A 24,330-nucleotide genomic window follows, 5' to 3' on the forward strand; every position below is an offset into this window, starting at 1 on the left:
AGGGCTCCGAGACCGGTCACGCGCCGGACCGTGGACCGGTGGCGCGTTGGTCGGTAAGATTCGGTTGATCGCTGACGGGTTCCTGCCCAGGCCCGCCGCCGCGTAGACGTCTCGTGCAGCCCTGAGGAGGTCTCCTGTGGTGACGCTCCCTCCCGAGGCCTTCGAGGCCAACGCGCAGGTGGACCGCCTGCGCCAGGCGGCGTTGGTGGTGCGGCGCGTCGCTGGCGAACTGCGCTACCACCCCGCCACCGGACTGGCCCGTCGGCCGGAGCCGCCCTTTGAGGAGGCGCTGCGCACGCTGCACGAGGTCCTGGGGGTGGTGCGCCGCCTGGCCGACCGCTTCGACGCGGAGGAGGCCGCCATCCGCGGTGCCGAGCCGACCGCGCTGGAGGAGGTGCGCGCGGGGCACCAGCGCGTGCGCGAGCTGGCCGGAGCCCTGGCGGCGGCGCTGCGCGTGCTGGAGGAGGTGCTGGCCCATCCCGAGCGCGCGCCGCTCGATGCGCCCTACGGGCTGGGGGCGCCGCGCCGTCCCCATCCGGGCGCGCAGGCCACCTGGGTGGCGGAGCGCGCGGAGAGCCTGGCCCGGGAGCTGGCGTACGTGACGGCGGTGAAGTCTTCAGCCATTCGCGCAGCGAATGGCTGACCGCTTCGTCTACCGCGCCGTATACCCCCGGTAGATCGCAAAGCTCCGGCACCGGTAGAGCACCGCCTCCTGTCCCGGGCGCAGCGCGAACGGCCCGACCCGCCGGATGTCCCGGCAGTACAGCCGGAGCGCCCGGTTCCACTCCCCGCCGTCCACGTCCACGTAGACTGCGTCCTGGCCGATGAACTCCCCCGGCCGCCGCAGCAGCGCGTAGTAGTCGTGCAGGGTGGTGACCGGCACCCGGCCCCACAGGCGGTAGGTGAGCTGGCTGGCCGCCTGGTAGCCGTCGATGAGGATGAAGGCGGGACGCGGTCCGCTGCGCGCCGCCGCCGCCGCCGCGGCAGCCAGCCCGTCCCACCGACCATTCCCCTCGCGGATGGCCGCCCGGTACGGGTCGACCATCAGCACCACCCCGGCGACCGTGAGCGTGGCCACCGTGAGCGCGGCTGTGAGCCCCGCGGCCACCAGGGCCCCGCGCCGCGCCGCCGGCCGCAGCTGGGGCCAGAGGGCACCGAGGGCGACCGCCGCGCTCAGGTAGGCGGGGGAGGGCCAGTGGGGTTTCGCGCGCGCGGCCAAGGCGCTCACCACCACTGCCCCCATGAGCGGCAGCGTCGTCCACGCCAGGTACCGCCAGGCGGGTGCAGCCGCCCGGCGCAGCGCCTGCCCGGCCGCGGCCACGAGCCAGGGGGCGATGGGGCCGAAGTAGCCCAGCTGGGAAGCGGCGAAGAGCGCCAGGTTGATGGCGGGCAAGCGCGGGGTGATCCACACCGGCCCGGCCAGCGCGGTGCGCACCGTCGGCCAGCCGTGCCCGGCATTCCACACCGCCGCCGGGATGACGAGGCCCGCGGCCGCCGCGACCCCGACGTACCACCAGGGGTCGCGCAGGCTGCGCCGCCAGGGACCGGTGAGCCAGGCCCCGGCCAGTCCTGCGGCCAGGAGGAGCGCGGTGAGCTTGCTGAGCACCGCCGCGCCCACCGCCGCGCCGGCGGGCAGCCACCACCAGCCGCCACGCCTCAGGGCATACCAGCCCGTCCACAGCGCCAGGAGCCAGCAGGTGCCCAGCGGCCCGTCGGGGAAGGCGAGGGTGCTCGCGGTGGCGACGATGGGCAGGATGCTGACGACGACGGCGGCGCGCACGCCGGTGCGGGCGTCGAAGAGCGCCCGGCCCACTCCGAAGGTCAGCACGGGCAGCGGCGCGCTGAGCACCAGGAAGGGCCAGCGGATCCCGATGGCACCGTCACCGGCCAGCCGCGTGCCCAGCGCCACCAGCACCGCCACCATGGGCGGGTGGTCCGGGTAGCTCCAGGCCAGCCGGCGGGACCAGACCCAGTAGTAGGCCTCGTCGTCCATCACCGGCAGCAGCGCCGCCATCAGCGCCCGCGCCACCGTGCCGGCGAGGACCAGGGCGAGGAGGACCGCAAAGGCGCGGCGCGGTAGGGCGGGCGGACTCAGCAGAGCGCTCTCGCCCGCAGGAACACCCCGACCAGCATGTCCACCGTGAGGCGGCCGGTCTGGGTGTTCTGGCGGCTGGGGTGGTAGGTGTCGAGGAGGGCCAGCGAGCGCGCCCCCCACGGCAGCACCACTTCCGCTCCGTGGGCGAAGGCGGGGCGCGGGCGCGGCACGGTCACCCCGGCGCTCTGCGCCGCCGCCAGCACCGCGTCGTGGGCCAGTCGCCCCAGTGCCACGACGACGCGGAGGTGGGGGAGCGTCACGAGCTCCGTGCCCAGGTAGTCGCGGCAGCGCGCCACCTCCTCCGGGGTGGGACGGTTGTCCGGCGGGGCGCAGCGGACCGCCGCCGTGAGCCACAGGTCCCGCAGGCGCAGGCCGTCGTCGCGCGCCACCGAGGTGGGCTGCGAGGCGAAGCCCGCGGCGTAGAGCGCGCGCATCAGGGTCGCCCCGGCGCCGTCCCCCGTGAACATGCGCCCGGTGCGGTTGGCCCCGTGCGCGCCCGGCGCGAGCCCGACCACCAGCACGCGCGCCTGCGGGTCGCCGAAGCCGGGGACGGGCCGGCCCCAGTAGACCTGGTCGCGGTAGGCGCGCCGCCGGACGCGGGCGACGGCGCGGCAATACGCCCGCAGGCGGGGGCAGCGGTGACAGCGGACGATGGCCGCCGCCAGCGCCTTCAGCACCGCCGCCGGTCCCACGGCGGCGGCCACCCCGGCCTTCCTTGACGCTCCGTTCGCCCGCATCCTACAATGAGCGTGCGTCGTGGGCGGTTAGCTCAGCGGGAGAGCGCATGCTTCACACGCATGAGGTCGCAGGTTCGAGCCCTGCACCGCCCACCACCCCGCATCTGTCACGCGGTTTCGCATTTTTGCCCCTTCGGTTATTCACAGAAAACGGCAGGCGCTCACCCCTTTCACGACACGGTCGAGGCGTTCCTGCTGGCGAGGCGGGTCGCTGGGTGCACCGAGCCGCGCTCGCCGTGCGCTGGCGCTGCTGCGCCCCTTGTCAGGCTGCGCATCGGGTCACCACCCGATCGAGCGGACGGCCATCAGGTTCTGGAACCGTCCCGACGAAATCGTTACACTAGTGCCATTCATAGGCAGTAAAGGAGGAAGGCCTATGCGCCCAAGGCTCGCCGTTGTCGTGCTTCTGGCGGCGCTATTCTGGCCCTTCGGGACCGGAGGGTTTGCCGCACCGGCTCGGGACACGTTGGTCTACGTTTCGGACATCAGCGACATGATCTCCCTGGATCCAGCTGTGGCATACGAGTTCAGCGGGATCCTGGTGGCCCAGAACGTCTATGACACGCTGGTCGCCTTCGAGGGTGAGGATCTCTCCACGCTCAAACCCCGGCTGGCTACCTCCTGGAGGATCCGCGACGCGGGGAGCGCATGGAAAGTCACTTTCAAACTGCGCCCGGGTGTGCGGTTCAGCACCGGCCGCCCCCTCACGGCCAGGGCGGTAGCCTTCTCGCTGGACCGCGTCATCGCCCTGAACAAGTCCCCCGCCTTTCTCCTCAAGGATGTCGCCGGGCTGAAGGAAGGAGACACCAAAGCCATCGGCAACGACACGGTCGAAGTCACCCTGCCCAAGACGGCCAGCCCCCAGGCCTTCCTCTCCATCCTCACCTTCACCGTCGGGGCCGTCGTCGATCCGGAGGAAGCCCTGGCCCATCAGAGCGGGACCGACCGGGGGGAGGCCTGGCTGCGCAACCACTCTGCGGGCACCGGGCCTTACAGGCTAGAGCGGTGGGATGCGGAGGCGCGGGCCGTCCTGGTGGCCAACCCCAACTACTGGGGACCCAGGCCCAAAGTCTCGCGTGTCATCATCCAGCACGTCCCGGAGACCAGCACGCAGAAGTTCATGGTGGCCTCGGGCGACGCCGACATCGCCGCCAACCTCACCCCGGAGCAGGCCCGGGAGATGGCGGGGGACCAGAATGTGAAGATCCAGCGTGGCAAGCTGCTGCAGCTCGTCTACATCGGCATGAACGTCAAACACCCGCCGCTGGACAAGGCCCAGGTACGGGAGGCGATCCGCTGGAGCATCGACTATGACGGGATCGTGCGCAACCTCCTGCGGGGCGAAGCCCGTAAAGTGCAGACCATCATCCCGGAGGGGCTGTTCGGCTTCAACCCGGCCACGCCGTTCCAGCAGAATCCCGCGCGGGCCAAGGCCCTGCTGAGGGAGGCGGGCCTGGGTGGCGGGTTCACCGTGGAACTCCTCGTGCCCACAGGGCCCGCTCCTGGCGGAGTGAAGTGGTCAGACATCGCCGCCAAGGTCCAGAGCGACCTGGCCAAGAGCGGGATCACCCTGCAGATCAAGGAGACCGCACAGGCGCAGCTGCTCAACATCTACCGCGCCCAGAAGGGCCAGATGGTCCTGATCCTCTGGGGGCCGGACTTCCCCGACCCGGACGGCAATGCGACACCCTTTACCGATTTCGCCGCCAAGTCCATCGCCTGGCGCAACCAGTACGATGACCCGGTGGCGGCCCGGCTCGCCAAGCAGGCGGCCCTGGAGACCAACCGGAGCCGGCGGCTGGCGCTGTACAAGCAGCTCACCGACAGGGTGCTGCACGAAGGCCCGTACGTCGTCCTCTACCAGCCGACGACCCGGTTTGCGCTGCGGAAAGGCGTGCAGGGATTCGTCTGGAACCCGATGGCCTTTGCCGAGTTCCGCACGGTCAGCAAGTAGGATGTGAGCCAGTACCTCCTGGGGCGGATCGCCTCCACGGGGCTGGTCCTCGTGGGGGTCTCCGCCCTCACGTTCTTCATCGCCCACGTCGTCCCGGCCGACCCGGTCCTGGTCGCCCTCGGCGAGCACGCTCGCGAAGACCAGATCCAGGCCTACCGCCGCGCCTACGGACTGGACCGTCCGGTCCTGGTCCAGTACCTGCTCTACATGGGCCGCCTGGCCCAGGGAGACCTTGGCGTCTCGATCCGCACGCGGCGTCCCGTCGCCGATGACCTGCGCGAGTTTCTCCCGGCCACCATCGAGCTGGGGACGGCGGCCTGGGTTGTCGCCCTCCTCCTCGGCGTACCTGCGGGGATCGTCTCGGCGATCTACAAGGACCGGCTCTTCGACCACCTCTGCCGCATCGCCGCGCTGATGGGCGCCTCCATGCCCGTGTTCTGGCTAGGGCTCCTGCTGCTGGGCAACGTCTACTATCGTCTGCGCTGGCTTCCCGGACCCGGCCGGCTGGACATCGCCCTCAGCCCCCCGCCGTCGCGGACGGGGCTGCTGCTGGTCGATGCCCTGCTCGCGGGCGACGGCGCCGTCTTCGGCAACGCCCTCCTCCACCTGGTCCTGCCCGGCCTGACCCTGGGCCTCTTCTCCACTGCCGTGGTCGCCCGGATGACGCGCTCCGCCATGCTGGAGGTGCTCTACCAGGACTACGTCCGAACGGCCTGGGCGAAGGGGCTCCCCGGACGCCGGGTAGTCCTCCGGCATGCCCTGAGGAACGCCATGATCCCGACCCTGACCATCATCGGGATCGCCTTCGGCAATCTGCTCTCCGGAGCCGTACTCACGGAAACCGTCTTCGCCTGGCCCGGGCTGGGGCGCTACGCCACCACCTCAGCGGTCAGCCTCGACTTCCCCGCGGTCGTGGGCGTGACGCTCGTCGCGGCCGTGATCTACACCCTTGTCAACCTCGTGGTCGACCTGCTGTATGTGCGTCTCGACCCGCGGGTGCGTTATGACTGACCGTAGGCGTATGACCGAGCACACGGCCGGTCCGCCTGTCCGCCAGCCCGTACGTCGCCGCCGCGGGATGCTCCGCGGGATGGGACGCAGCCGCCTGGTGACCGCGGGTGCGGTCGTCGTCCTGGGCTACGTCCTGGCCGCCGTCGCGGCGCCGCTGCTGGCCCCCCACCCGCCGCTGGCCCAGTCCCTGGACCACCGGCTGGAACCGCCCCAGCCGGGGCATCCGCTCGGGCTCGACCAGCTCGGGAGGGACATTGCCAGCCGGTTGTTGTTCGGCGCGCGGCTATCGCTGCTCGTCGGCCTGGTCGTCGTCGCCCTGGGCGGCAGTCTGGGGACGGCGGTGGGCGTGCTCGCGGGGTTCGCCGGGGGGCGCATCGACCACGTCCTCATGCGCATCACCGACGTCTTCTTCGCCTTTCCCCCGCTCATCCTGGCCATGGCCATCGCCGCCGCCCTCGGCCCCAGTCTGGTCAATGCCATGGTGGCCATCGCCCTGGTGACCTGGCCGGTCTATGCACGCCTGAGCCGCGCGCAGACGCTGGTGTTGCGCCGGCAGGAGTTCGTGGAGGCGGCCCGCGCCGTCGGTGCCAGCGACCTCCGGGTCATCACACGGCACTTGCTGCCCAACACGCTCTCCCCGCTGATCGTGCAGGCCTCCTTCAACATGGGCGAGGCGATCCTGATTGCCGCCGGCCTGAGCTTCATCGGTTTCGGCGCGCAGCCGCCCACGCCGGAGTGGGGGGTGATGATCAGCGAAGGCCGGGACTACATCACGACCCAGTGGTGGGTCCCGACCTTCCCTGGCTTGGCCATCCTCTTTGCCGTGACCGGGTTCAACCTCGTTGGCGATGGCCTGCGCGACCTGCTGGATCCGCGTCTGCGCGGCCGCTGAGCGGGTATCGGTGCGTGACGAGCGGGTGAGATCCACTCGCCCGCCCGGAGGCTCTCGCGGTCCGCAGCAGGACTACATCACCGGAAACCGCGAAGCATGAGCGCGGCTCCATCGTCGGGAATTCGGCACGCACCATCACCGGGGGAAGGTGACCAGTCATGGTCAGGGGGGGTCATGCAGGCAAGTGGCCTGGGAGAGGAGGTGAAGGAGATACCGCCCTCATCCATCGACGGTCACGCCCGCGGTTCCTGCGCCGCCATCCGGTGACGACGTGCGCCCCTGTCCTGTGACACGGCCGGCACGGCGGCAACGGGCCGCAGCCGGCTGCACCCCACCCGACCGAGGAGGTTCCCCATGATCGACCCGCGGCTCCAGAAGCTCGCCCGCGTGCTCGTCCACTATTCGGTGAAGGTCCGCCCGGGACACCTGGTGCGCCTGAGCGGTCCCATGGTGGCGGCGCCCCTGCTCGGCGCGCTCTACGAGGAGGTGCTGCGCGCCGGCGGCCACCCGCTCGTCCGGGTGGGGCTGGAGGGCGCGGAGGAAGTCTTCTACGCCCTGGCCTCCGACGAGCAGCTGGCATTCGTCTCCGAGGTCGAGCGGGTGGAGGTCGAACGGGTGGACGCCCACATCGGCGTCTGGGCCAACACCAACACGCGCGCCCTCACCAACGTGGACCCGCGGCGGATCGCCCGCCGGCAGGAGGCGTGGCGGCCAATCCAGGAGCGGTTCCTGGAGCGGGCCGCCGCCCAGGCCCTGCGCTGGTGCGGCACCCAGTTCCCGACGGCCGCCGACGCCCAGGAGGCGGACATGTCGCTGCGGGAGTGGGAGGAGTTCGTCTTCGGGGCGGGGATGCTCGACCAGGAGGACCCCGTGGCGGCCTGGGAGGCGATGGGGCGCGAGCAGGAGCGCCTGATCGCCTACCTGGAGCGGTGCGGCACCCTGGAGCTGCACGGACGCGACATCGACCTGGTCGTCGGGATCCGGGGGCGCAAGTGGATCAAGGCCGCGGGGGAGTACAACTTCCCGGACGGGGAGATCTTCACCGGCCCGGTCGAGGACGACGTGGACGGGCGCGTGCGCTTCTCCTTCCCCGCCGTCTCCCAGGGGCGGGTGGTGGAGGGGGTGGAGCTGGTCTTCGAGCGGGGGCGCGTGGTCCAGGCGCGCGCCGACCGGGGCCAGGACTTCCTGCTGGCGATGCTGGAGGTGGACGAGGGGGCGCGGAGGCTCGGGGAGTTCGCCTTCGGGCTCAACGAGCGCATCACGCGCTTCACCAAGCACATCCTCTTCGACGAGAAGATCGGGGGGACGGTGCACATGGCGCTGGGGAGCGGGTATCCGGAGACCGGGTCGCGCAACCGCTCCGGTCTGCACTGGGACCTCATCTGCGACCTGCGGGAGGGGAGCGAGGTCCGCGCCGACGGCCAGGTGATCTACCGCGACGGCCGCTTCCTGATCTGAGGGCGTGCGCGGCGGGCCGGCCCCGCGACCGGCGGGGGCCCTGGCCTGCCCGGCCTGGGGCGGTCGACGCTCGCGCCGGAGCAGCGGCCGGCGGGGTCAGGCGCGCTCGAGCTCGTCGATCAGCTCGTCGAACATGCTCTGCGTCTCCGCCGTGACCTCGTCGGCCATCTCGGCGTAGGCGTCGTGCTCCTGGGCCTTCGTCTGGATGTTGTCGAGCATGTTGGCTTCGATCTCCCGCAGGAAGGCCACGATGTCCTCCCGGGGGAACTCGCCGAACTCGCCCGCCTTCACCCGACGCACGAACTCATCGAGGCCCCGGAGCTCCACGAGGCAGAGCTGCTCGTAGATCTCCCACAGCCGTTCCACCATGCCTCCCGCCCCCCAATGGAGTCGTGCACGTCATCGAGGTCGGGTCGTCGTCTCGTCTCGCTCTTCGCGCACCCGGCGGAGATTCCTCTCGGCATTCCCCCGGCGTGGGGAGGGCGCTCCGGCGTGGGAGAGGGGCACGGGGCTCCCTCAGGGGCGCAGGAGCACGGCCCGGACGGGGCTGCGTCCCGGCCGCGCAGCCGCAGCGGCAGGGCCACCAGGACGTAGGACCCCTCCTCGACGTCGCTGAGGTCGATCGTCTCCAGCACCGCCACGCCGGCGGCGAGGAGGGTCGCGTGCATGGGGAGAGTCGTCCCCGGCGCGCGCTCCACCGTGAGGTAGTCGAGGCCCACCAGCCGCACCCGGCGGTCTGCCAGGATCGCGGCCGCGCCCGGATCGAGGTGGACGCAGGCGTCGGTGACCCGGCCGGCGCGGAGCAGAGCGGAGTTGCGCGTGCGGAAGAGGAGCCGCTCACCCGGCTGTGGGGCCAGGCTGCGGACGACGCCGGCGTCGATGACCCCGGCAAGCTCTCGCGGACCACTCCCCCGGCGCCATAGCGCTCACCCCCACCACCCTTTCCCCGCCTTCGGGCGCTCCCCTTCGCGGGCTGCCCTTCGGGGAGTCGAGGCGCGGCGGCTGCCGGGGCGCCCTCCGCTTCACCCTGACGAAGGGGACCTTCAGCCACACCGACGTGCTGCCCGCCGCCATCCTGCGCGACCCGTTGCAGGCCCGCCAGCGCGTCAACCTGATCGTGACCCGGCTGAGCAAGCAGGTGGAGCGGGCCCACCTGGAGGAGGCGGGGCGCGGGTCGTAGGTGGGCGGCTGCGAAGTTGCATCGCCGGCCCCGGTGGTGGCTCACGGCGCGGCGGCTCTGCTAGAATGGCTGTGGTCTCCGCTCGAGGAGCTGCCAGCGGGCCGGCGTAGCTCAGTCGGTAGAGCGGCGCACTCGTAATGCGCAGGTCAGGGGTTCGAATCCCCTCGCCGGCTCCAGCGATGTCCGCGGATCGGTCCTGCGCAGAGACCTCGTCGGTGGCGCGTCCTGCTCGACCGTCGCGGCCTCGTCCTGCTGAACCCCCTCGCCGTCCTGCTCATTCCGGTGACCCTGGTGGACGGGGATTGTTGACCGACCGGTCGGTCAGCTATACTGGGGCGCGCCCATGACCGCCCGCCCGGCCCTCGCCGCCCGGACCCGCGCCGCCATCTTGGGCGCGGCGCGGCGGCTCTTCGCGCGCCGGGGCTTCGCCGGCACGGCCGTCCGGGAGATCGCCGTGGCGGCGGGCGTCTCGAAGGCGCTCATCTACCACCACTTCCGCGACAAGGACCGCCTCTTCTCCCTGCTACTGGCGCAGGCGGCGGGGCTGGTGCGCCGGGAAGTCGTGGCGCTCCCGCCGGAGGAGCCGCCGGTGCGGCAGATGGCCCGGCTGATCCTCCAGTACCTGCGCTTCGCGGAATCCCACCCGGACCTGCTGCGCCTCCTGCTGCGGGAGGAGGCGCACGGCGAGGCCGGGCGGGCTCCAGCCCTGCTGGCGCGGCTGCGCCGGGAGGAGCAGGCGGCGTTCGAGGCGGTGATCCGGCGCGGCGTCGCCGCGGGGGCCTTCAAGGAGGTCGACCCCGCCGTCTCTGCCTCGGCGGTGGCGAGCGCCGTCCGGCTGCTGGCGGCGGCGTTCGCCGGGGCGCCGCACCTCACGGCGGACGGCCGGCGTCCCCCCGCCGTGGAGGTGGCGGCCAATGCGCTCGACATCCTCCTCAACGGCCTGGCCCGCCGGCCGCACCCGCGGCGCGAGGTCGAGACCCTGCTGACCGGTATGGCGGGCCCCGCCCATACCCCGCCGCGGACCTCGCGCCCGAGCGGCGCTCGCGAGGCGAGCAGCGCAGCCACGGCGCGGGCAGCACGGGGGCGCGGGAGCGGGAGGCCGCGGCGGGGGGGCGCAGGATCGGTGGGACCGGCGGAACAGGAAGCGGGCACGGTGAACGGGCGTTCACCTCACTTGAACGTCTGAGGGGTCGGGCGCACCGCCCGCGGGAGGCATCGGCGTGAGGGCTCGGGTCTGGTGGATCGTCGTGGTCATCGTCCTGGCGGCAGGGGGAGCGCTGCTGGTCGGACGGGTGCGGCCCCGCACCGGCGCGCAGGTGGCTGCGCCGGCACCGGGCGCGACGGCGTCCGGGCCGGGGCCGCAGGCGGCATCTCCGGCGGCGCTGCCCGTGGAGGCGGTGCGGGTACAGCAGGGGACCATCGAACGGCGCGTGGCCGTGAGCGGCAGCGTCACCTCGGTGCAGCTGGTCCGCCTCTTCGCCAAGCGCTCGGGCCAGGTGGTCGCCGTCCTCGTCCGGGAGGGTGACCGCGTCGCAGCTGGGCAGGCGCTCGTGCAGCTCGACACGACCGACGCCGCCATTCGCGTCCGGCAGGCCGAGGCCGCCGCGCGCGTCGCCGAGGCCCAGTACGCCCTGGTGGCCCAGGGAACCCGGCCGGAGCAGGTGGCCCAGGCCGAAGAAGCGGTGCGGCAGGCGCGCGCGCAGGTGCGCGCGGCCGAAGCCCGTCTGGCGCTCCTGCGTGCCGGCGCCCGGCCGCAGGAACGGGAGCAGGCGCGCCAGGCCGTCCGCCAGGCGGAGAGCGCCCTGGCCACGGCCGAAGCCCAGCGGCGCGCCGCGCTCAGCGCCGCCGAGACGGCGGAGGCCCACCTGCAGCGCATGGAGACGTTGCTGCGCGAAGGGGCGGTGGCCCAGGTGCAGGTGGACCAGGCGCGGCTGGAGGCCGAGCGGGCCCGCGCCCAGGTCCGCACGGCCGAAGCCCAGGTGGCTGCGGCCCGCGCGCAGCTGGAGAGCGCGCGCCAGCAGGCCAGCCTGGTTGAGAGCGGTCCCCGCGCGGAGGAGGTCCAGGCGGCCGATGCGCAGGTGGCGCAGGCGCGCGCCGCGCTGCGGCAGGCGGAGCAGGCGCTGCTGCTGGCGCGGCGGGGGGCGCGGGCGCCGGAGGTGGCTGCCGCCGCGGCCCAGCGCGACCAGGCGCGGGCTGTGCTGGCCGAGGCCCGGCAGGCCCTGGCCGACCTCACCCTGCGCGCGCCGTTCGCGGGCCGGGTGGCGCAGGTCCGCGTGGCGCGGGGGGACCTGGTGACCGCAGGGGAGTTCGGCCAGCCGGTGGTCGTCGTCTACGACGACCGCGCCCTCGAGGCCGAGGTGACGGTCGGCGAGCGCGAGGCGCCGCTGGTGCGCCCGGGACAGCCGGCCGTGCTGCGGGCCGAGTCGGCGGGCGGGGCGGCGGTGTCCGCGGTGGTGCGCACCGTGGCCTTGCTGGCCCAGCCCGGCAGCCGCACCGTCAGCGTCCGGCTGCGGCTGGCCGCGCCGCCCCCGGGCGTGCTGCCCGGGACCTTCGTCCGCGGGGCCATCGCGGTGGAGCGTCGCCGCGGCGTCCTCACCGTGCCCCGGGCCGCCGTCCGCCGGGTCGACGGCCGGGACGTCGTCTGGCTCGTCGAGGGGGGCGTGGTGCGGGTCCGTCCCGTGGCGGTGGGCCTGATCCAGGACGCCCGGGTGGAGGTGCGGCGCGGCGTGCGGGCGGGCGACCTGGTGGTCACGCTCGGTCCCGAGGCGGTGACGGAGGGCACACGGGTCACCGTGGTGCGGGAGGTGCGCTGATGTCGCTGGCCGCCCTGGCGGTCCGCCGCCAGGTCCTCGTCCTCATGGTGATCGCGGGCCTGCTCGTCCTGGGCCTCATCGCCTACGGCCGCCTGCCGGTGGAGCTCTTCCCCAACGTGCAGTTCCCTTTCGTCAGCGTCGTCACCGCCTACCCGGGGGCCGGGCCGGAGGAGGTGGAGCGCCTCATCACCCGGCCGCTGGAGGAGCAACTTAGCTCGCTGACCAACGTGCGCACCATCCGCTCGATCTCCGCCGAGGGCGCCTCCACGGTGGGCATCGAGTTCGCCCTGGGGACGGACATCGACGCGGCGGCCGCGGACGTCCGCCAGCGCGTCGACCTGGTGAAGGCCGGCTTCCCCCGGGACGCGCAGGATCCCATCGTGCAGAAGTTCGACTTCAGCGCCCTGCCGGTGGTGCTGCTGGGGGTGAGCGGGCCGAGCGGGCTCGGGTTGCGCGAGCTGGCCGAGGAGGTGATCAAGCCGCGCCTGGAGCGCGTCCCCGGCGTCGCCGCCGTCACGGTCTCGGGAGGCCGCGAGCGGGAGATCGAGGTGGCGGTGGCGCAGGACCGCCTGCGCGCCGAGGGGTTCACCATCGACCAGGTGGAGGAGGCCTTGCGCCTGGCCAACCTCAACATCCCGGCGGGTCGCCTGCGGGCGGGGGACGAGGAGTTCCTGGTGCGGGTGGTGGGGCAGTTCGGCCGCGTGGAGGCCATCGGGGACCTGGTCCTGCAGCGCGGCGACGGCTACACCATCCCCCTGCGCGCGGTGGCCGAGGTCCGGGAGACCTTCCGCGAGCCCGATCAGTTCACGCGCCTCAACGGCCGGGACAGCGTGGGCCTGAGCGTGCAGAAGCAGGCCGGGGCGAACACCGTGGAGGTGGCCGAGGGGGTGCGGCGGGTCGTCCGCGACCTGCGTGGGATCCTGCCGCCGGGCACGGCCATCGCGGTGGCCCGGGACGACTCCCTCTTCATCCGGGACGCCATCGCCGACGTGCAGGGGAACCTCCTCCTGGGCGCCGCCCTGGCCACGCTCGTGGTCCTCCTCTTCCTGCACGACCTGCGCTCCACGGTCATCATCGCCCTCGCCCTGCCGGCGGCGATCGTCGCCACCTACATCCCCATGTTCTTCTTCGGCTTCTCCCTCAACACCCTCTCCCTGCTGGCGCTGGCCATCGCCATCGGGCTGATGGTGGACAACGCCATCGTGGTGAACGAGAACATCAGCCGGCACCTGGCCCTGGAGCCCACACCGGCCCTGGCGGCCGAGCGGGGCGCGCGCGAGGTGGAGCTGGCCGTGTGGGCCAGCAACCTGGCCAACGTCGCCGTCTTCATCCCCATCGCCTTTACCCGCGGGCTGGTGGGGCAGTTCTTCCGCCAGTTCGGCCTCACCGTGGTCTTCGCCAACCTCTTCAGCATCCTCATCGGCTTCACGCTCACGCCGATGCTCTCAGCCCGCTGGCTGCGGCCGCGCCGCCCGGAGGACCGCCCCGGGCGCTTCGCCACCTGGTGGGACCGCGGGTTCGGCCGCCTGCAGGACCGCTACGCCGGGCTGTTGCGGTGGGCGCTGGGGCGCCGCTGGACGGTGGTGGGCGGCGCGGCCCTGCTCTTCGCGGCCAGCCTGGCCCTGGTGGCCTCGCCGCTCATCGGCAAGGAGTTCTTCCCCACGGGGGACTACGGGCAGTTCCAGGTGAGCGTGACCATGCCGCCCGGCACGGCCTTGCGCCAGACCGACCGGGCGGTGCGGGCCGTGGAGGCGGTGCTGCGCGACCTCCCCGAGGTGGAGGCGGTCTTCGCCCTGGTGGGCGGCGCCGAGGACCCCTTTCTCGGGACGACCAGCGGGAGCCAGCGGGGGCAGATCTTCGTGAACCTGGTGCCCCGGGAGCGGCGCACCCGCTCGGTGGACGAGGTGATGGCGGAGGTGCGCGCCCGCACCCGCCGCATCGCCGGCGCGGAGGTCCACGTGGCCGCCCAGGGCGGTGCCGGCCCGGGCACGGCGCCGGTGCAGGTGGAGCTGAGCGGGCCCGACGTGGCCGTGCTGCAGCGCCTGGCCGCGCAGGTGGAGCGCATCGTGGCCCGCACGCCCGGGACGACCAACGTGGACACGAACCTGGACGCCGGGACGAGCGAAGTGCAGGTCCGGCTGGACCAGGCGCGCCTGGCCGAGCTGGGGCTCACTACCGCCCGCGTGGGCACGGCGGTGCGCCAGGCCCTGGCCGGGGTGGCGGCCAGCCGCTACCGCGGCGTCGGCCAGGAGGTCGACATCGTCGTGCGGGCCGGCGCCGCGGACCGCGCCGCCGTGGAACGGCTGGCCGACCTGCACGTGGCCACGGTCGGCGGCCGCCCGGTGCGCCTGGGGGACGTGGCCACCCTGGAGGTGCGGCGGGGCCCGGCGGTCATCGAGCGCAAGGACCGGCAGCGCCTGGCCGTGGTCTCGGCCAGCCTGCTGGGCCGGCCGCTGAGCGCCGTGGTGAACGACATCCAGCGCGCCCTGCCCGCCGTCGCGCTGCCCCCGGGCTATACCGTGCGCTTCGGCGGCGAGGCCGAGTTCCAGCGCGAGACCTTCGGGGACATGCTCTTCGCCCTGGGATTGGGGTCGCTGCTGGTCTACATGACCATGGCCGCGCAGTTCGAGTCCCTGGTGCAGCCCTTCGTCATCATGTTCAGCCTGCCGCTGGCGTCCATCGGCACCTTCCTGCTGCTGCTGCTCACGCGCACGACGGTGTCGCTGATCTCGCTGCTCGGCATCGTCATGCTCGCCGGCATCGTGGTGAACAACGCCATCCTGCTGGTGGAGTTCATCACGCAGCGGCGCCGCGAGGGCGCGCCGCGCCAGGAGGCCATCCTGGCGGCGGCGCGCACACGGTTGCGCCCCATCCTGATGACGGCGCTGGTCTCCATCATGGGCGGGCTGCCGGTGGCGCTGGGGCTGGGGGCGAGCGGGGCGGAGTGGCGCCGTCCGCTGGGCGTGGCCGTGCTGGGCGGCATGTTCACCTCCACCGCCCTCACCCTGGTGGTGATCCCGACGGTCTACACGCTGCTGGACGACCTGCTGGCACGGGCGCGTGAGGTGCGCCTGCGGGGAGTCCGCGTGCGCCAGCCGCTCCCGGTCACCGGCGGGGCGGGGGCCGCAGGCGAGGCCCGTGGCCGCCAGGCAGACCACCCCGGCGGCCCCACCCCCCCGGGCGCGCACGCCTGAGCGCAGGCCCTGGTGGCCGGGGTCCTCCCGGTCAGGGCACGGTGCGGCCCGTGGCCAGGTTCCCCCGCCGGGTGCGGTCGCGAAACCTTCCCAACCCCCGAGCCACTGACGGCGTGTCGGTGCACGGCGGCGGGGTAATGGTTCAAGCAGACGGCCAGCGAGCGGGGTGTGCCGGGGCCGGAGCCGGCCGCTCCGGCCCTCGCCGCGGGGCGCCGCAGGAGGGCAGCACGGCGACGCTGGAGGTCCGCGGGCGCACGGTCGGCGTCGCCGGGGTCAAGGGGTTCTGCGGCGGTTTCGCCCCGCACGCGGTCCAGCCGTTCGGGGAGCAGCAGCTCGAGGCCTTCATCGCCGAGGCGGTGCACGAAGCCAAGAAGCTGGCGGCCGCACGCGCGCCCGCGCACCGGCGTGCCGCCTACAACGTGGCCATGCCGGTCATCCGCGCCCCTAACCCTCGTCACGCTTTGAGGTCGTCCACCACCAGGTCGACGAAGCGGGGCGCCACTCCGACCGGCAGCTCCACCAGCCCGGTGGCGCGGTTGGTCAGGCGCAGCTCGGGGATGACGATCAGCGGCAGGAGGCTGAGCGTCATCTCGATCCCGGACGCCGGGCAGCCGGCCGCCCGCAGGGCCGCCTCCAGGGCTTCGACCTGTTCGGCCACCATCTCCACGGGCTCCAGCGACATCAACCCGCCCAGCGGCAGGGGGACGGCGGCCCGCACCGCACCGCCCGCCACCACCACCATGCCTCCGCCCATGGCGATGAGCGCGTTGCCGGCCGCCACCATGTCGTCGTCGTCCGTCCCGACGAGGAGGAGGTTGTGGCTGTCGTGGGCCACGGTGGAGCCGAAGGCCACGTGCGGCCCGAAGCCGAGTCCCGTGACGAACCCCGCCCCCCGCCGCGGCGCGTCGCCGCCGTGGCGGTAGAAGAGGACAGCCTTGGCCAGGTCGCGCGCGGGATCGGCGGCCAGCGCGCCGTCGCGTACGGCCAGCACGGCCGTCTCCTGCACCGTGCGGGCGCTGCCGGGGACGACGCGGATCACCCGCACGGTCGCCCGCGCGCCGCGATGGGGCAGGCGCACGTCCTGGCTCCCGAGCGGCGCCAGGTGCACCGAGCGCAGCGCCCAGGCCGGGTAGGGGTACGGGGGGATGTCGACGACGAGCCGGCCGTCCTCCGCCACCAGCACCCCGTCCGCGTAGACCTGGTCGACGGCCACGGCGGCGAGGTCCCGCAGCACCAGGATGTCGGCGGCCCGGCCGGGGGAGAGGGTGCCGATCCACCGGCTGCGCTCCAGGAGCTGCGCGGCATTGAGGGTGGCCATCTGGATGGCCACCAGCGGCGGGACCCCGTGGGCGACGGCCGCACGCACGGCGCGGTCCATGTGCCCCTCGCGCACCAGCGTGGCCGGGGTGACGTCGTCGGTGACGATGGTGAAGAAGCGCGTGTCCAGCCCGGGGCGCTCGGTCACCGCGCGCACCAGGCGCGGCAGGTCGAGCCAGGCGGTGCCGTAGCGCTGCTGCGCGTAGCAGCCCAGGCGGGCCCGCGCCAGCGCGTCCTCCGGGGTGGTGCCCTCGTGGCAGGCGACGAGCCCTGCCGCCACGAAGGCCTGCAGCCCCGGGTGGAGGGCCGGGCTGGCGTAGTGCCCGGTGGGGACCACCCCGGCGCGCAGCGAGGCGGCGGTGATGGCGTGCACCTGCGGGTCGCCGTAGATCACCCCGGGGAAGTTCATCTGCTCCCCCTGCAGCTGCGCCCACCCGCGCCGGTACGCCTCGGCCACCTCCTCCGGCCCCAGCGTCGCCCCCGCGTCCTCCATCCCCGGGATGGAGGGGACGCACACCGGCATGGCCAGGAGGACCTTGAGGGGGAGCCCTGCCGCGGCGGCGTGGAAGAGCTCCACCGCCCGCAGGCCGAAGACGTTGGCCAGCTCGTGGTTATCGCAGGCGATGGTGGTCGTGCCGTGCGGCAGGACCGCCCGGGCGAAGCTGCGCACGTCCACCATGCTGCTCTCCACGTGCAGGTGGGTGTCGATGAAGCCCGGCGCGAGGTAGCGGCCGGCGACGTCCACGACGGTGGTGTGCGGGCCGATGGGGAGGTGGCCGGCGTCGCCGACCAGCGCGATGAACCCCTCCCGCACGGCCACGTCGACCCCCTCCAGCACCTCGGCCGTGTTCACGTTCACCAGCCGGCCGCCGCGCAGCAGCAGGTCGGGCGGCTCGCGCCCCATGGCGGTGGCGGCGAGCGCCTGCGTCACCTGGTCGAGCGTGCGCCGGCGGTGCCCGGCAACGGTCATGGACGGCCTCCCGGGTGAGGGTTGCCGCTGTATTGGACGTCGGGCCGGGCGGCCCCTACAGGCCGGCTGCGGCGGCGGACTCCGGGCAGACCCCCTCCGGCGGGGAGCGCTCCTCGCTGTGCGCGGGTCGGGCGGGAACCCGACCCGCGCCCGCCGGAGGACGAGGCCGGTGAAGGGATTGGTGGAGTCTCGGGAGCGATAGACGACCTGTACACTTCCAGGGTGGGTTCTGCCCGATGGCGGGTCCGGCTAGGGGCCGGGACGGCGGCGCCGGGGGATGTCGGCGTCGGGAAGGAGGCAGGCGGAGACGCGCGCGCTGCTCGCGGCGGTGACGGATGCCGGCTACCTGCTGCAGGTGCGCTTTCCGGGGCTGGGCGTGGCCGGCGCCCTGTGGAGCCGACTCCGCTACGGCCGCCTCTCGGCCGGGTACGCGCGCGCGGTCGCCCGCGACCCGGCCTACCTGGCGCCGCTCGAGGTCCTGCTGAGCGTGCTTGGCCCTGTGGAAGGGATGATCGTCGAGAGCGGGGCCGGCACGGGGACCGCCACGGCGCGGTTGCTGGAGGCGAACCCCGACGCTCCGGTCGTGGCCGTGGACCGGTCGGCGGCGATGCTGTCCCTCATGGAGAAGAGGTCCGGGCGGGTCGTCGGGGTGGTGGGCGACGCCTTCCGCCTGCCGGTCGCCCGGGATGTGGCGGCGCTGGCCATCAGCCACAACGCCCCCTGCTCGCTGGTGGAACTGGCCCGGGTTACACGCCGCGGCGGCCACGTCGCCCTGGTCCTCTCGGCGGCCGGGCGGTTGCCGGCCTGCTTCTGCACGTGGGCGCTACGCGCCCGGCCGGCCGACCTGGTGCCGGTCCGCACGGTGTCGGCCGGCCGAGGCCGGGGGTGGCTCTTCCGGAAATCCGAGGAGAGCGCCGCCGGCCTCAGGTGAAGCGCACGACCTCTTCGGGGTCGAGGAGCTGCAGCGGGCGCGGGCTGAGGGGCGCGGGCGCGACGAGGTCGACTTCCACCTCGTCCGGGCCGCGCAGCCGCAGGCCCACCTCGCTGCCGGCGTCGTACGCTCCCAGGACCCGCTCCGGTGCGGCCGCGAGCACCCGCTGCGCCAGCGCCTGCAGGGCTTCCCGGCGCGGGAGCGCGACGGCCCACGCCACCAGCCGCACACTGTCCGGCGGCGGCGGCGGGACCCCCACCCCTGCCCACGTGTTGAGGCCGATGTGGTGGTGGTAGCCGCCCGCGGCCAGGAAGAGGGCCCGCGGGCCGTACCAGGCGACCTCCTCGAAGCCCAGCAGGTCCCGGTAGAACGCGGCCGCGGCGGCGATGTCCGCGGTGCGCAGGTGGATGTGCCCGATGCGGGCGGCGGGGTGGGCGCCGGTCCAGGGCGCGTCGGGAGGGGCCTGCGCCAGCAGGTCGACCAGGTCCAGCGGCAGCGTGTCGATCTGCAGCTGCCCGTCCCGGCGCGGCCAGCGGTCGCGCGGCCGGTCGGCGTACACCTCGATGCCGTGGCCGTCGGGGTCGGCCAGGTAGATCGCCTCGCTCACCAGGTGGTCGGAGGCGCCTTCCAGGGGGACCTCAAGCCTCAGCAGGCGGCGCAGCAGGCGCGCCAGCGTGGCCCGGTCCGGGTGGAGGAAGGCAACGTGGTAGAGCCCGCTCGTCCGCGCCGGCTGGGGTCGCGCGCCCGGCTGCTCGGTGAGGACCAGGGCGGCCGGCGGCTCCCCGCTGGCCGAGAGGCCCACCGTGCGCCCGCCCCCGGCCCCTGCCGCGGCGTGGATCGGGACGGGCACCTCGCCGGCGACCACGCGCCACCCCAGGGCATCGCGGTAGAAGGCCAGCGCCCGGTCGAGGTCGGCCACCGTGAGGTGGACGCGGCCCACGGTGGCATCCGGAGGAAGCGGGGGACCGGCCTCAGATCGCGCGGGAGACGTCACGGCGCGGCGGGCAACTCGTCGTCGCGCAACTCGCCCGGCACCACCGTCAGCTCGAGGGGCTCGACCCCGCGCAGCACGGCCACGCGCAGCGGGCGTCCGATGGCCTGCTCCGTCCCCAGCACCCGCTGCAGGTCGTCGGGGGACGTCACGGGCTGCCCGTCGAGGCCGACGACCACGTCGCCCGGACGGATCCCGCCGGCCGCCGCCGGCGTCCCCGGGAGGACCTCCACCACGCGCACGGCCGTCTCGGCCGGCAGGTGGTGTTGCAGCACCAGCCGCCGGTCCAGCCGGTGGGGCTGCGCGGAGATGCCCAGGTAGGCCCGCCGGACCCGTCCGTGCCGGATGAGCTGCGCCGCCACCTGCGCCGCCGTGTTGGCGGGGATGGCGAAGCAGATCCCCTGCGAGCCGGCGATGACGGCGGTGTTGATGCCCACGACGCGGCCGCGGAAGTCGACCAGCGGCCCGCCCGAGTTGCCGGGATTGAGGGGCGCGTCGGTCTGGATGACGTTCTCGATGAGGCGGCCCGTCTCGGTGCGCAGCGTGCGCCCCAGCGCGCTGACCACGCCCGTCGTCACCGTGGCCTGGAACCCCAGCGGGTTGCCGATGGCCACCACCAGCTGCCCCGGGCGCAGGCGCGAGGAGTCGCCGAACTCCACCGCCGGCAACCCGGTCTCGGGGACGGCGATCACCGCCAGGTCGGTGTGCGGGTCGGCGCCGACGAGGCGGGCCTGCAGCTCCCGCCCGTCGGGCAGCCGCACCGCGATGCGGTCGGCGCCCCGCACGACGTGGCGGTTGGTGAGGATGTAGCCGTCGGGGGTGATGATGGCGCCGCTCCCGGCCCCGCGCAGCTCCGGCCAGCCGCGGCGCTGCAGGGACGCCGGCGCCCGGCGGGCCAGGCCGACGCTGACCACCGCCGGGCCCACTCGCTCGACGGCCCGGACCACGGTCCGGGAGTAGGCGTCGAGGGCCTCGACCTCCACCGCGGCCGTCTCCTCCCGAGCCGGCGGACCGTTCGCGCCGGGGGCGGGGAGGTCGTCGCGGACTTCGGGGTCGTGCTGGGTCACCAGCTGCGCCAGTCGCATCGTCTGCTCCTCAGCAAGGCACAACGGCTCCCCCGCAGCCGGTATTCCAGCCCGAGGCCGGCGGCCCTGCCGGTCGACGGTCCCCGGGCAGGCGTCGGTGCCCCGCGGGTGGAACTCTCCGGGGTCGGCGAGAGAAGGAGGGATCCCCGGTGAAGCGTGTGGCGCACCACCGCCTGGCCGAGCTCCCGGCCGAGGCGGTCAACCCGTACATGACCCGGCGGCTGGTGTGGGGCGAGCGCGTCATGGCGGCCTTCATGGAGTTCAAGCAGGGCGCCGTGGTCCCGGTCCATGCGCACGACAACGAGCAGATCACCTACTGCATCTCCGGGTTGATGCGCTTCACGCTGCCCGACGGCGAGCTGCTGCTGCGGCCCGGCGAGGTGCTGGTGATCCCCGGCGGCGTGCCGCACGGAGCGGAGTGCCCCGAGGACACGGTGGAGATGGACATCTTCAGCCCGCCCCGCCAGGACTGGATCGACCGCACCGACGACTACCTGCGGCGCTGAGGGGGGCGGGACGTGCAGGCGCAGCGGCCGGCCATGGATGACCGCATCGACATCCTGGCGGGGATGGCGCTCTTCGCCGACCTCTCCCGCGCCCAGCTCGAGGCCGTGGCCCACACCTTCGAGGAGGAGTGGTTCAGCGAGGGCCAGCGCATCCTGCGGCAGGGGCTCTCCGGGGCGGGGTTCTACGTGATCCTGGATGGCGAGGTGGCGGTGCGCGTGGACGGGGAAACGCGCGCCACCCTGGCGCGCGGGGACGTCTTCGGCGAGGTCTCGGCGCTGCTGGGCGAGCCGCCGGTGGCCGACGTGGTGGCCCTGCGGCCGCTGCGCTGCCTGGTGCTGGCGGCGCCGGAGGTGAAGGGGTTCCTGCTGGCCTATCCGACGGTGATGTACCGGATGCTCCAGGTCGTGGCGCGGCGGCTCCGCCACGCCACCCAGTGGCGCGCGTGACCCAGATCCCCGGCGCCGGGAGTGGGCGCCTCCAACCTGCCGCACGCCCCTTCCCGCCGGGGCGCTACCCGGTCGTCGTGGTGGGCAGCGGCCCCGGGGCGCTGCAGGTGGCCTACGCGCTGCGGCGGCTGGGCGTCGAGCCCGCCGTCCTCTCGGGAGACGACGCCCCCGGGGGGATGTTCCGGCACTACCCGCTCTTCCAGCGGCTTATCACCTGGTCGAAGGCCTATCCTCCGGGCGGGCCTGACGGGCGCCTGTACTACTGGCACGACTGGAACTCGCTCATCGTCGACGACCCGCGGGAGCGGGCGCTCCTCCCCGAGTTCATGGACGGGAGCTCCATCTTCCCCTCGCGCGAGGAGATGGCCCGCAGCCTCGTGGCCTTCGCGGAGCGCACCCGCCTGCGCGTGCGCTACGGGGTGACCTGGGAGGGGACGCGGCGGGAGGCGGAGGGCTTCACGCTCCTCACCAGCGACGGGGCCTACCAGGCGCGCGTCCTGGTCTTCGCCGTCGGGATGGCCCAGCCGTGGAAGGCGCCTATCCCCGGGATCGAGCCCGTCCCGCACTACGTCGAGGCGAAGCCGCTCGCCGCCTACACCGGCAAGCGAGTCCTCATCATCGGCAAGCGCAACAGCGCCTTCGAGCTGGCCGACGCGCTCCTCCCGGTGGCCCGCCAGCTCGTCCTCCTCTCGCCCCGGCCGCCGCTCCTCTCCCTGCTGCACCGCTCCACGGCCGGCGTGCGGGCCCGGTACGCCGTGCCGTACGAGGACCACGCGCTGGGCGGCAACGTCTTCGTCCTGGACGCCGCCGTCGAGCGGGTGGAGCGCACCGCAGACGGCTACCGAGTGCACGCGCAGGGGACCACACGTCCCGGGCCGCTGGTGCTGGAGAGGGAGGAGGCCATCGTGGCCACCGGTTTCGCCGCGCCGCTCGGCGACCTGCGCGCGCTCGGGGTGGCCACCTTCGCCCAGGACCGGCTGCCGGGCCTCACGCCATTCTGGGAGAGCGCCACCGTCCCGGGGATCTACTTCGCCGGTGCCGCCTCCCAGGGCGCCGTGGGGCTGCGCAAGCACGGCGTTCCCAGCAATTCCGGGGGGATTGGCGGCTTCCGGCACAACGCCCGCGTGCTGGCCCGCCACCTGGTGGAGACGCACTTCGGGCAGCGCCTGCCGCGGCCCACGCTGCACCCCGAGGCCGTCGTCCCCTACCTGCTCGGCGAGGCCACCCGCGCCTCGGAGCTGTGGAACCAGCGCTCCTACCTGGCGCGGGTGGTGGCCTTCGACCGCGAGCGCGGCATCACCGACGAGGGGATCCTGCCGCTGGCCTGGTTCGTGGACGCGCCGGGGCCCGACGCGGTGGCCATCGTGCTGGAGACGGACGCCACCGGCGACCACCACCCGGCGGTGTACGTGCGCCGGGGCGGGCGGGTGACGGAGCACGTCCTCCCCGGCGACCCGCTCCTCACCTTCGAGCGCCCCGACCACCACGCGCAGCTCGCCGACATCCTGCGGGGCCTGCTGGCCTGACGGCACGCCGCAGCAGCGGGTGACGGGGCCGGCCTCATCTGCCGAAGGTGGCCGTTTGCAACTGGGCCCGGGGCGAGTGTCAGTGGTGGACCTGGTCGGTGACGGCGCGGAGCCGGCGCACCACCTCGCGCAGGATGGCCAGGGTGATGCGGGGGTGCCGCTCCAGCAGCCGGGTGAAGTCCCAGGAGGCCAAGGCGAGGCAGGTCGTGGGTTCCTCGGTGATCACGTGCGCCAGGCGCGGGGCCCGGTCGAGCACGGAGACCTCGCCGAAGAACTCGCCGGGCCCCAGGCGGTTCAGGACCTCGTGGCCCCGCACCACGCGCACGCGTCCGCGCACGATCATGTAGAAGCCCGTGCCCACCTGACCCTGGCGCACGATGTAGCGGTTGGCGGGGAACTCGATCTCCTGCGCGCGGTCCGCGATCATGCCCAGCGCCCGGCCGGAGATCCCGGAGAAGAGGGCGACGCGGCGCAGGAGCTGGACTCTCTGACGGCGGGTCATGGGCATGAGCGTCCCTCGCGGGCGCCATCGTCTTCGACGTCGCTTCGGGCGGTCCTCTCCCGGGCGCCCGCCCGGTAGATGGTCGGTCCGGCGGCCGACGCTTCCTCCACGACCCGGCCGTCCGTCACCAGCAGGTCGAGGTGCCCGACCACCTCGGCCACCGCCAGCATCACGTGCACCGCGTCCGTGCCGGGGAAGAGACGCTGCGCCAGGGTGAAGGCGGTCTGCGGCCCCATGGCGGCCAAGAGTCGGGCCACCTCCTCGGCCCGCCGCACGTGGTGGTCGAGGAGGGCTGCCGCCCGGGCCGCGGGGTCGCGGAAGGGCGGGCCGTGCCCGGGGAAGACCGTCTCCGCCGGCAGGGCGGCCAGGCGGCGCAGCGAGGTCAGGAGGAGCGGCAGGGTGCGCACCCGCCGGCCCTCCGGGGTGAACTCGACGAGCGGGTTGGCGCTGGTCTCCTCCAGCAGGACGTCCCCGGCGATGAGGGCGTCGTCGGCGACGAGGGCGATGTGCCCGGCAGAGTGCCCCGGCGTGTGCACCACCCGCAGCGCCCCCTCCCCGCAGGGCAGCGTGGCACCGTCGGCGAGCGGGGTGACGGCGGACAGCGGGTCGAACAGCTTCCGACTCTGCCGCAGCGCGTCGAGGACCGCCGGGCCGAAGGCCTGGGGCACCCCGGCCAGCCGCAGCGCCTCCAGGACCTGGTCCGCAACGCTCCGGTCGGCGG

21 protein-coding genes and 2 tRNA genes are annotated in these 24,330 nt (G+C 73.9%); 15 read left to right on the forward strand and 8 right to left on the reverse strand.

The features are described from left to right. The first annotated feature begins 139 nt into the window (after positions 1-139). Positions 140-643: a hypothetical protein gene (locus RB146_00205; protein ID MDQ7827404.1), complete on the forward strand. Its 504-nt coding sequence runs from the start codon at positions 140-142 to the stop codon at positions 641-643. Positions 644-652: 9 nt separating this feature from the next. On the opposite strand, the gene RB146_00210 is transcribed toward RB146_00205, so the two are convergent. Together RB146_00210 and RB146_00215 are read right to left on the reverse strand one after the other, a co-directional pair. Then, positions 653-2,014, reverse strand: a complete 1,362-nt coding sequence (locus RB146_00210; GenBank protein MDQ7827405.1) for a glycosyltransferase family 39 protein — start codon at positions 2,012-2,014, stop codon at positions 653-655. A 77-nt stretch (positions 2,015-2,091) separates the two neighbouring features. Further along, positions 2,092-2,799: a uracil-DNA glycosylase gene (locus tag RB146_00215; protein ID MDQ7827406.1), complete on the reverse strand. Its 708-nt coding sequence runs from the start codon at positions 2,797-2,799 to the stop codon at positions 2,092-2,094. A gap of 54 nt (positions 2,800-2,853) precedes the next feature. Between RB146_00215 and RB146_00220 the strand changes: the two genes are divergently transcribed. The 5 genes from RB146_00220 (at position 2,854) to RB146_00240 (ending at position 8,147) form a co-directional block, all read left to right on the forward strand. Next, positions 2,854-2,928 (forward strand) — tRNA-Val (locus RB146_00220). Between the two features lie 280 nt (positions 2,929-3,208). After that, positions 3,209-4,786, forward strand: a complete 1,578-nt coding sequence (locus tag RB146_00225) for an ABC transporter substrate-binding protein (GenBank protein MDQ7827407.1) — start codon at positions 3,209-3,211, stop codon at positions 4,784-4,786. A gap of 3 nt (positions 4,787-4,789) precedes the next feature. After that, a complete protein-coding gene (locus tag RB146_00230) occupies positions 4,790-5,797 on the forward strand; it encodes an ABC transporter permease (protein ID MDQ7827408.1) in 1,008 nt (335 codons plus the stop codon). A gap of 79 nt (positions 5,798-5,876) precedes the next feature. Further along, positions 5,877-6,689, forward strand: coding sequence for an ABC transporter permease (locus tag RB146_00235; protein MDQ7827409.1), 813 nt, complete (start codon positions 5,877-5,879; stop codon positions 6,687-6,689). Positions 6,690-7,043: 354 nt separating this feature from the next. Next, positions 7,044-8,147: an aminopeptidase gene (locus RB146_00240; GenBank protein ID MDQ7827410.1), complete on the forward strand. Its 1,104-nt coding sequence runs from the start codon at positions 7,044-7,046 to the stop codon at positions 8,145-8,147. A 96-nt stretch (positions 8,148-8,243) separates the two neighbouring features. Here the strand turns inward: RB146_00240 and RB146_00245 are convergent, their stop codons facing one another. Then, entirely contained in the window at positions 8,244-8,516 is a 273-nt protein-coding gene (locus tag RB146_00245) for a hypothetical protein (protein MDQ7827411.1), read from the reverse strand. A gap of 688 nt (positions 8,517-9,204) precedes the next feature. Here RB146_00245 and RB146_00250 point away from each other — a divergent pair. From RB146_00250 to RB146_00270, 5 genes are all read left to right on the forward strand, one after another. After that, positions 9,205-9,327 (forward strand): hypothetical protein, encoded by a 123-nt coding sequence (locus tag RB146_00250; GenBank protein ID MDQ7827412.1) that lies wholly within the window; start codon positions 9,205-9,207, stop codon positions 9,325-9,327. A 100-nt stretch (positions 9,328-9,427) separates the two neighbouring features. Then, positions 9,428-9,503 (forward strand) — tRNA-Thr (locus RB146_00255). Between the two features lie 167 nt (positions 9,504-9,670). Further along, positions 9,671-10,513 carry a TetR/AcrR family transcriptional regulator gene (locus tag RB146_00260; GenBank protein ID MDQ7827413.1) on the forward strand — a complete coding sequence of 281 codons (843 nt, stop codon included), beginning with the start codon at positions 9,671-9,673 and terminating at the stop codon, positions 10,511-10,513. A 34-nt stretch (positions 10,514-10,547) separates the two neighbouring features. Beyond that, the gene (locus RB146_00265) at positions 10,548-12,140 is read left to right on the forward strand and encodes an efflux RND transporter periplasmic adaptor subunit (protein ID MDQ7827414.1); all 1,593 of its coding nucleotides are present in this window, start codon (positions 10,548-10,550) and stop codon (positions 12,138-12,140) included. After that, positions 12,140-15,334 carry an efflux RND transporter permease subunit gene (locus tag RB146_00270; GenBank protein ID MDQ7827415.1) on the forward strand — a complete coding sequence of 1,065 codons (3,195 nt, stop codon included), beginning with the start codon at positions 12,140-12,142 and terminating at the stop codon, positions 15,332-15,334. The genes RB146_00265 and RB146_00270 overlap by 1 nt, the downstream gene beginning before the upstream one ends. Positions 15,335-15,788: 454 nt before the next feature. Here RB146_00270 and RB146_00275 read toward each other — a convergent pair whose 3' ends face one another. Next, a complete protein-coding gene (locus tag RB146_00275) occupies positions 15,789-17,621 on the reverse strand; it encodes an adenine deaminase C-terminal domain-containing protein (protein MDQ7827416.1) in 1,833 nt (610 codons plus the stop codon). Positions 17,622-17,898: 277 nt separating this feature from the next. On the opposite strand from RB146_00275, the gene RB146_00280 reads away from it, so the two are divergent. Next, positions 17,899-18,552, forward strand: a complete 654-nt coding sequence (locus RB146_00280; protein MDQ7827417.1) for a class I SAM-dependent methyltransferase — start codon at positions 17,899-17,901, stop codon at positions 18,550-18,552. Here the strand turns inward: RB146_00280 and RB146_00285 are convergent. Next, positions 18,545-19,492 (reverse strand): VOC family protein, encoded by a 948-nt coding sequence (locus RB146_00285; protein MDQ7827418.1) that lies wholly within the window; start codon positions 19,490-19,492, stop codon positions 18,545-18,547. The genes RB146_00280 and RB146_00285 overlap by 8 nt on opposite strands. Positions 19,493-19,542: 50 nt before the next feature. After that, positions 19,543-20,628 (reverse strand): trypsin-like peptidase domain-containing protein, encoded by a 1,086-nt coding sequence (locus RB146_00290; protein MDQ7827419.1) that lies wholly within the window; start codon positions 20,626-20,628, stop codon positions 19,543-19,545. 149 nt (positions 20,629-20,777) lie between these two features. Here RB146_00290 and RB146_00295 point away from each other — a divergent pair, with 149 nt between their 5' ends. Genes RB146_00295 through RB146_00305 form a run of 3 tightly spaced genes read left to right on the forward strand, consistent with a single transcriptional unit; the run spans position 20,778 to position 23,107 of the window. Continuing rightward, complete coding sequence (locus RB146_00295) at positions 20,778-21,134, forward strand: cupin domain-containing protein (GenBank protein ID MDQ7827420.1); 357 nt, start codon at positions 20,778-20,780, stop codon at positions 21,132-21,134. 12 nt (positions 21,135-21,146) lie between these two features. Beyond that, entirely contained in the window at positions 21,147-21,581 is a 435-nt protein-coding gene (locus tag RB146_00300) for a cyclic nucleotide-binding domain-containing protein (protein ID MDQ7827421.1), read from the forward strand. Beyond that, positions 21,578-23,107, forward strand: coding sequence for an NAD(P)-binding domain-containing protein (locus tag RB146_00305; protein ID MDQ7827422.1), 1,530 nt, complete (start codon positions 21,578-21,580; stop codon positions 23,105-23,107). The genes RB146_00300 and RB146_00305 overlap by 4 nt, the downstream gene beginning before the upstream one ends. A 79-nt stretch (positions 23,108-23,186) precedes the next feature. Here RB146_00305 and RB146_00310 read toward each other — a convergent pair whose 3' ends face one another. Then, on the reverse strand, positions 23,187-23,609 hold the full coding sequence (locus RB146_00310) for a cyclic nucleotide-binding domain-containing protein (protein ID MDQ7827423.1): 423 nt from the start codon (positions 23,607-23,609) through the stop codon (positions 23,187-23,189). Further along, the coding region (locus RB146_00315) for an MBL fold metallo-hydrolase (protein ID MDQ7827424.1) at positions 23,606-24,330 on the reverse strand (725 nt) is incomplete at its 5' end. The genes RB146_00310 and RB146_00315, both read right to left, overlap by 4 nt.

The organism is Armatimonadota bacterium, assembly GCA_031081585.1.
In the GTDB taxonomy this organism is placed as follows: domain Bacteria; phylum Sysuimicrobiota; class Sysuimicrobiia; order Sysuimicrobiales; family Humicultoraceae; genus Geohabitans; species Geohabitans tengchongensis.

Bases quoted from the DNA above. Each gene is read 5' to 3' on its own strand.
- RB146_00240 (MDQ7827410.1), top strand. From the start codon at position 7,044: ATGATCGACCCGCGGCTCCAGAAGCTCGCCCGCGTGCTCGTCCACTAT.
- RB146_00275 (MDQ7827416.1), bottom strand. From the start codon at position 17,621: ATGACCGTTGCCGGGCACCGCCGGCGCACGCTCGACCAGGTGACGCAG.
- RB146_00225 (MDQ7827407.1), top strand. From the start codon at position 3,209: ATGCGCCCAAGGCTCGCCGTTGTCGTGCTTCTGGCGGCGCTATTCTGG.
- RB146_00210 (MDQ7827405.1), bottom strand. From the start codon at position 2,014: ATGGCGGCGCTGCTGCCGGTGATGGACGACGAGGCCTACTACTGGGTC.
- RB146_00280 (MDQ7827417.1), top strand. From the start codon at position 17,899: ATGTCGGCGTCGGGAAGGAGGCAGGCGGAGACGCGCGCGCTGCTCGCG.
- RB146_00235 (MDQ7827409.1), top strand. From the start codon at position 5,877: ATGGGACGCAGCCGCCTGGTGACCGCGGGTGCGGTCGTCGTCCTGGGC.
- RB146_00245 (MDQ7827411.1), bottom strand. From the start codon at position 8,516: ATGGTGGAACGGCTGTGGGAGATCTACGAGCAGCTCTGCCTCGTGGAG.
- RB146_00260 (MDQ7827413.1), top strand. From the start codon at position 9,671: ATGACCGCCCGCCCGGCCCTCGCCGCCCGGACCCGCGCCGCCATCTTG.
- RB146_00270 (MDQ7827415.1), top strand. From the start codon at position 12,140: ATGTCGCTGGCCGCCCTGGCGGTCCGCCGCCAGGTCCTCGTCCTCATG.
- RB146_00310 (MDQ7827423.1), bottom strand. From the start codon at position 23,609: ATGACCCGCCGTCAGAGAGTCCAGCTCCTGCGCCGCGTCGCCCTCTTC.
- RB146_00290 (MDQ7827419.1), bottom strand. From the start codon at position 20,628: ATGCGACTGGCGCAGCTGGTGACCCAGCACGACCCCGAAGTCCGCGAC.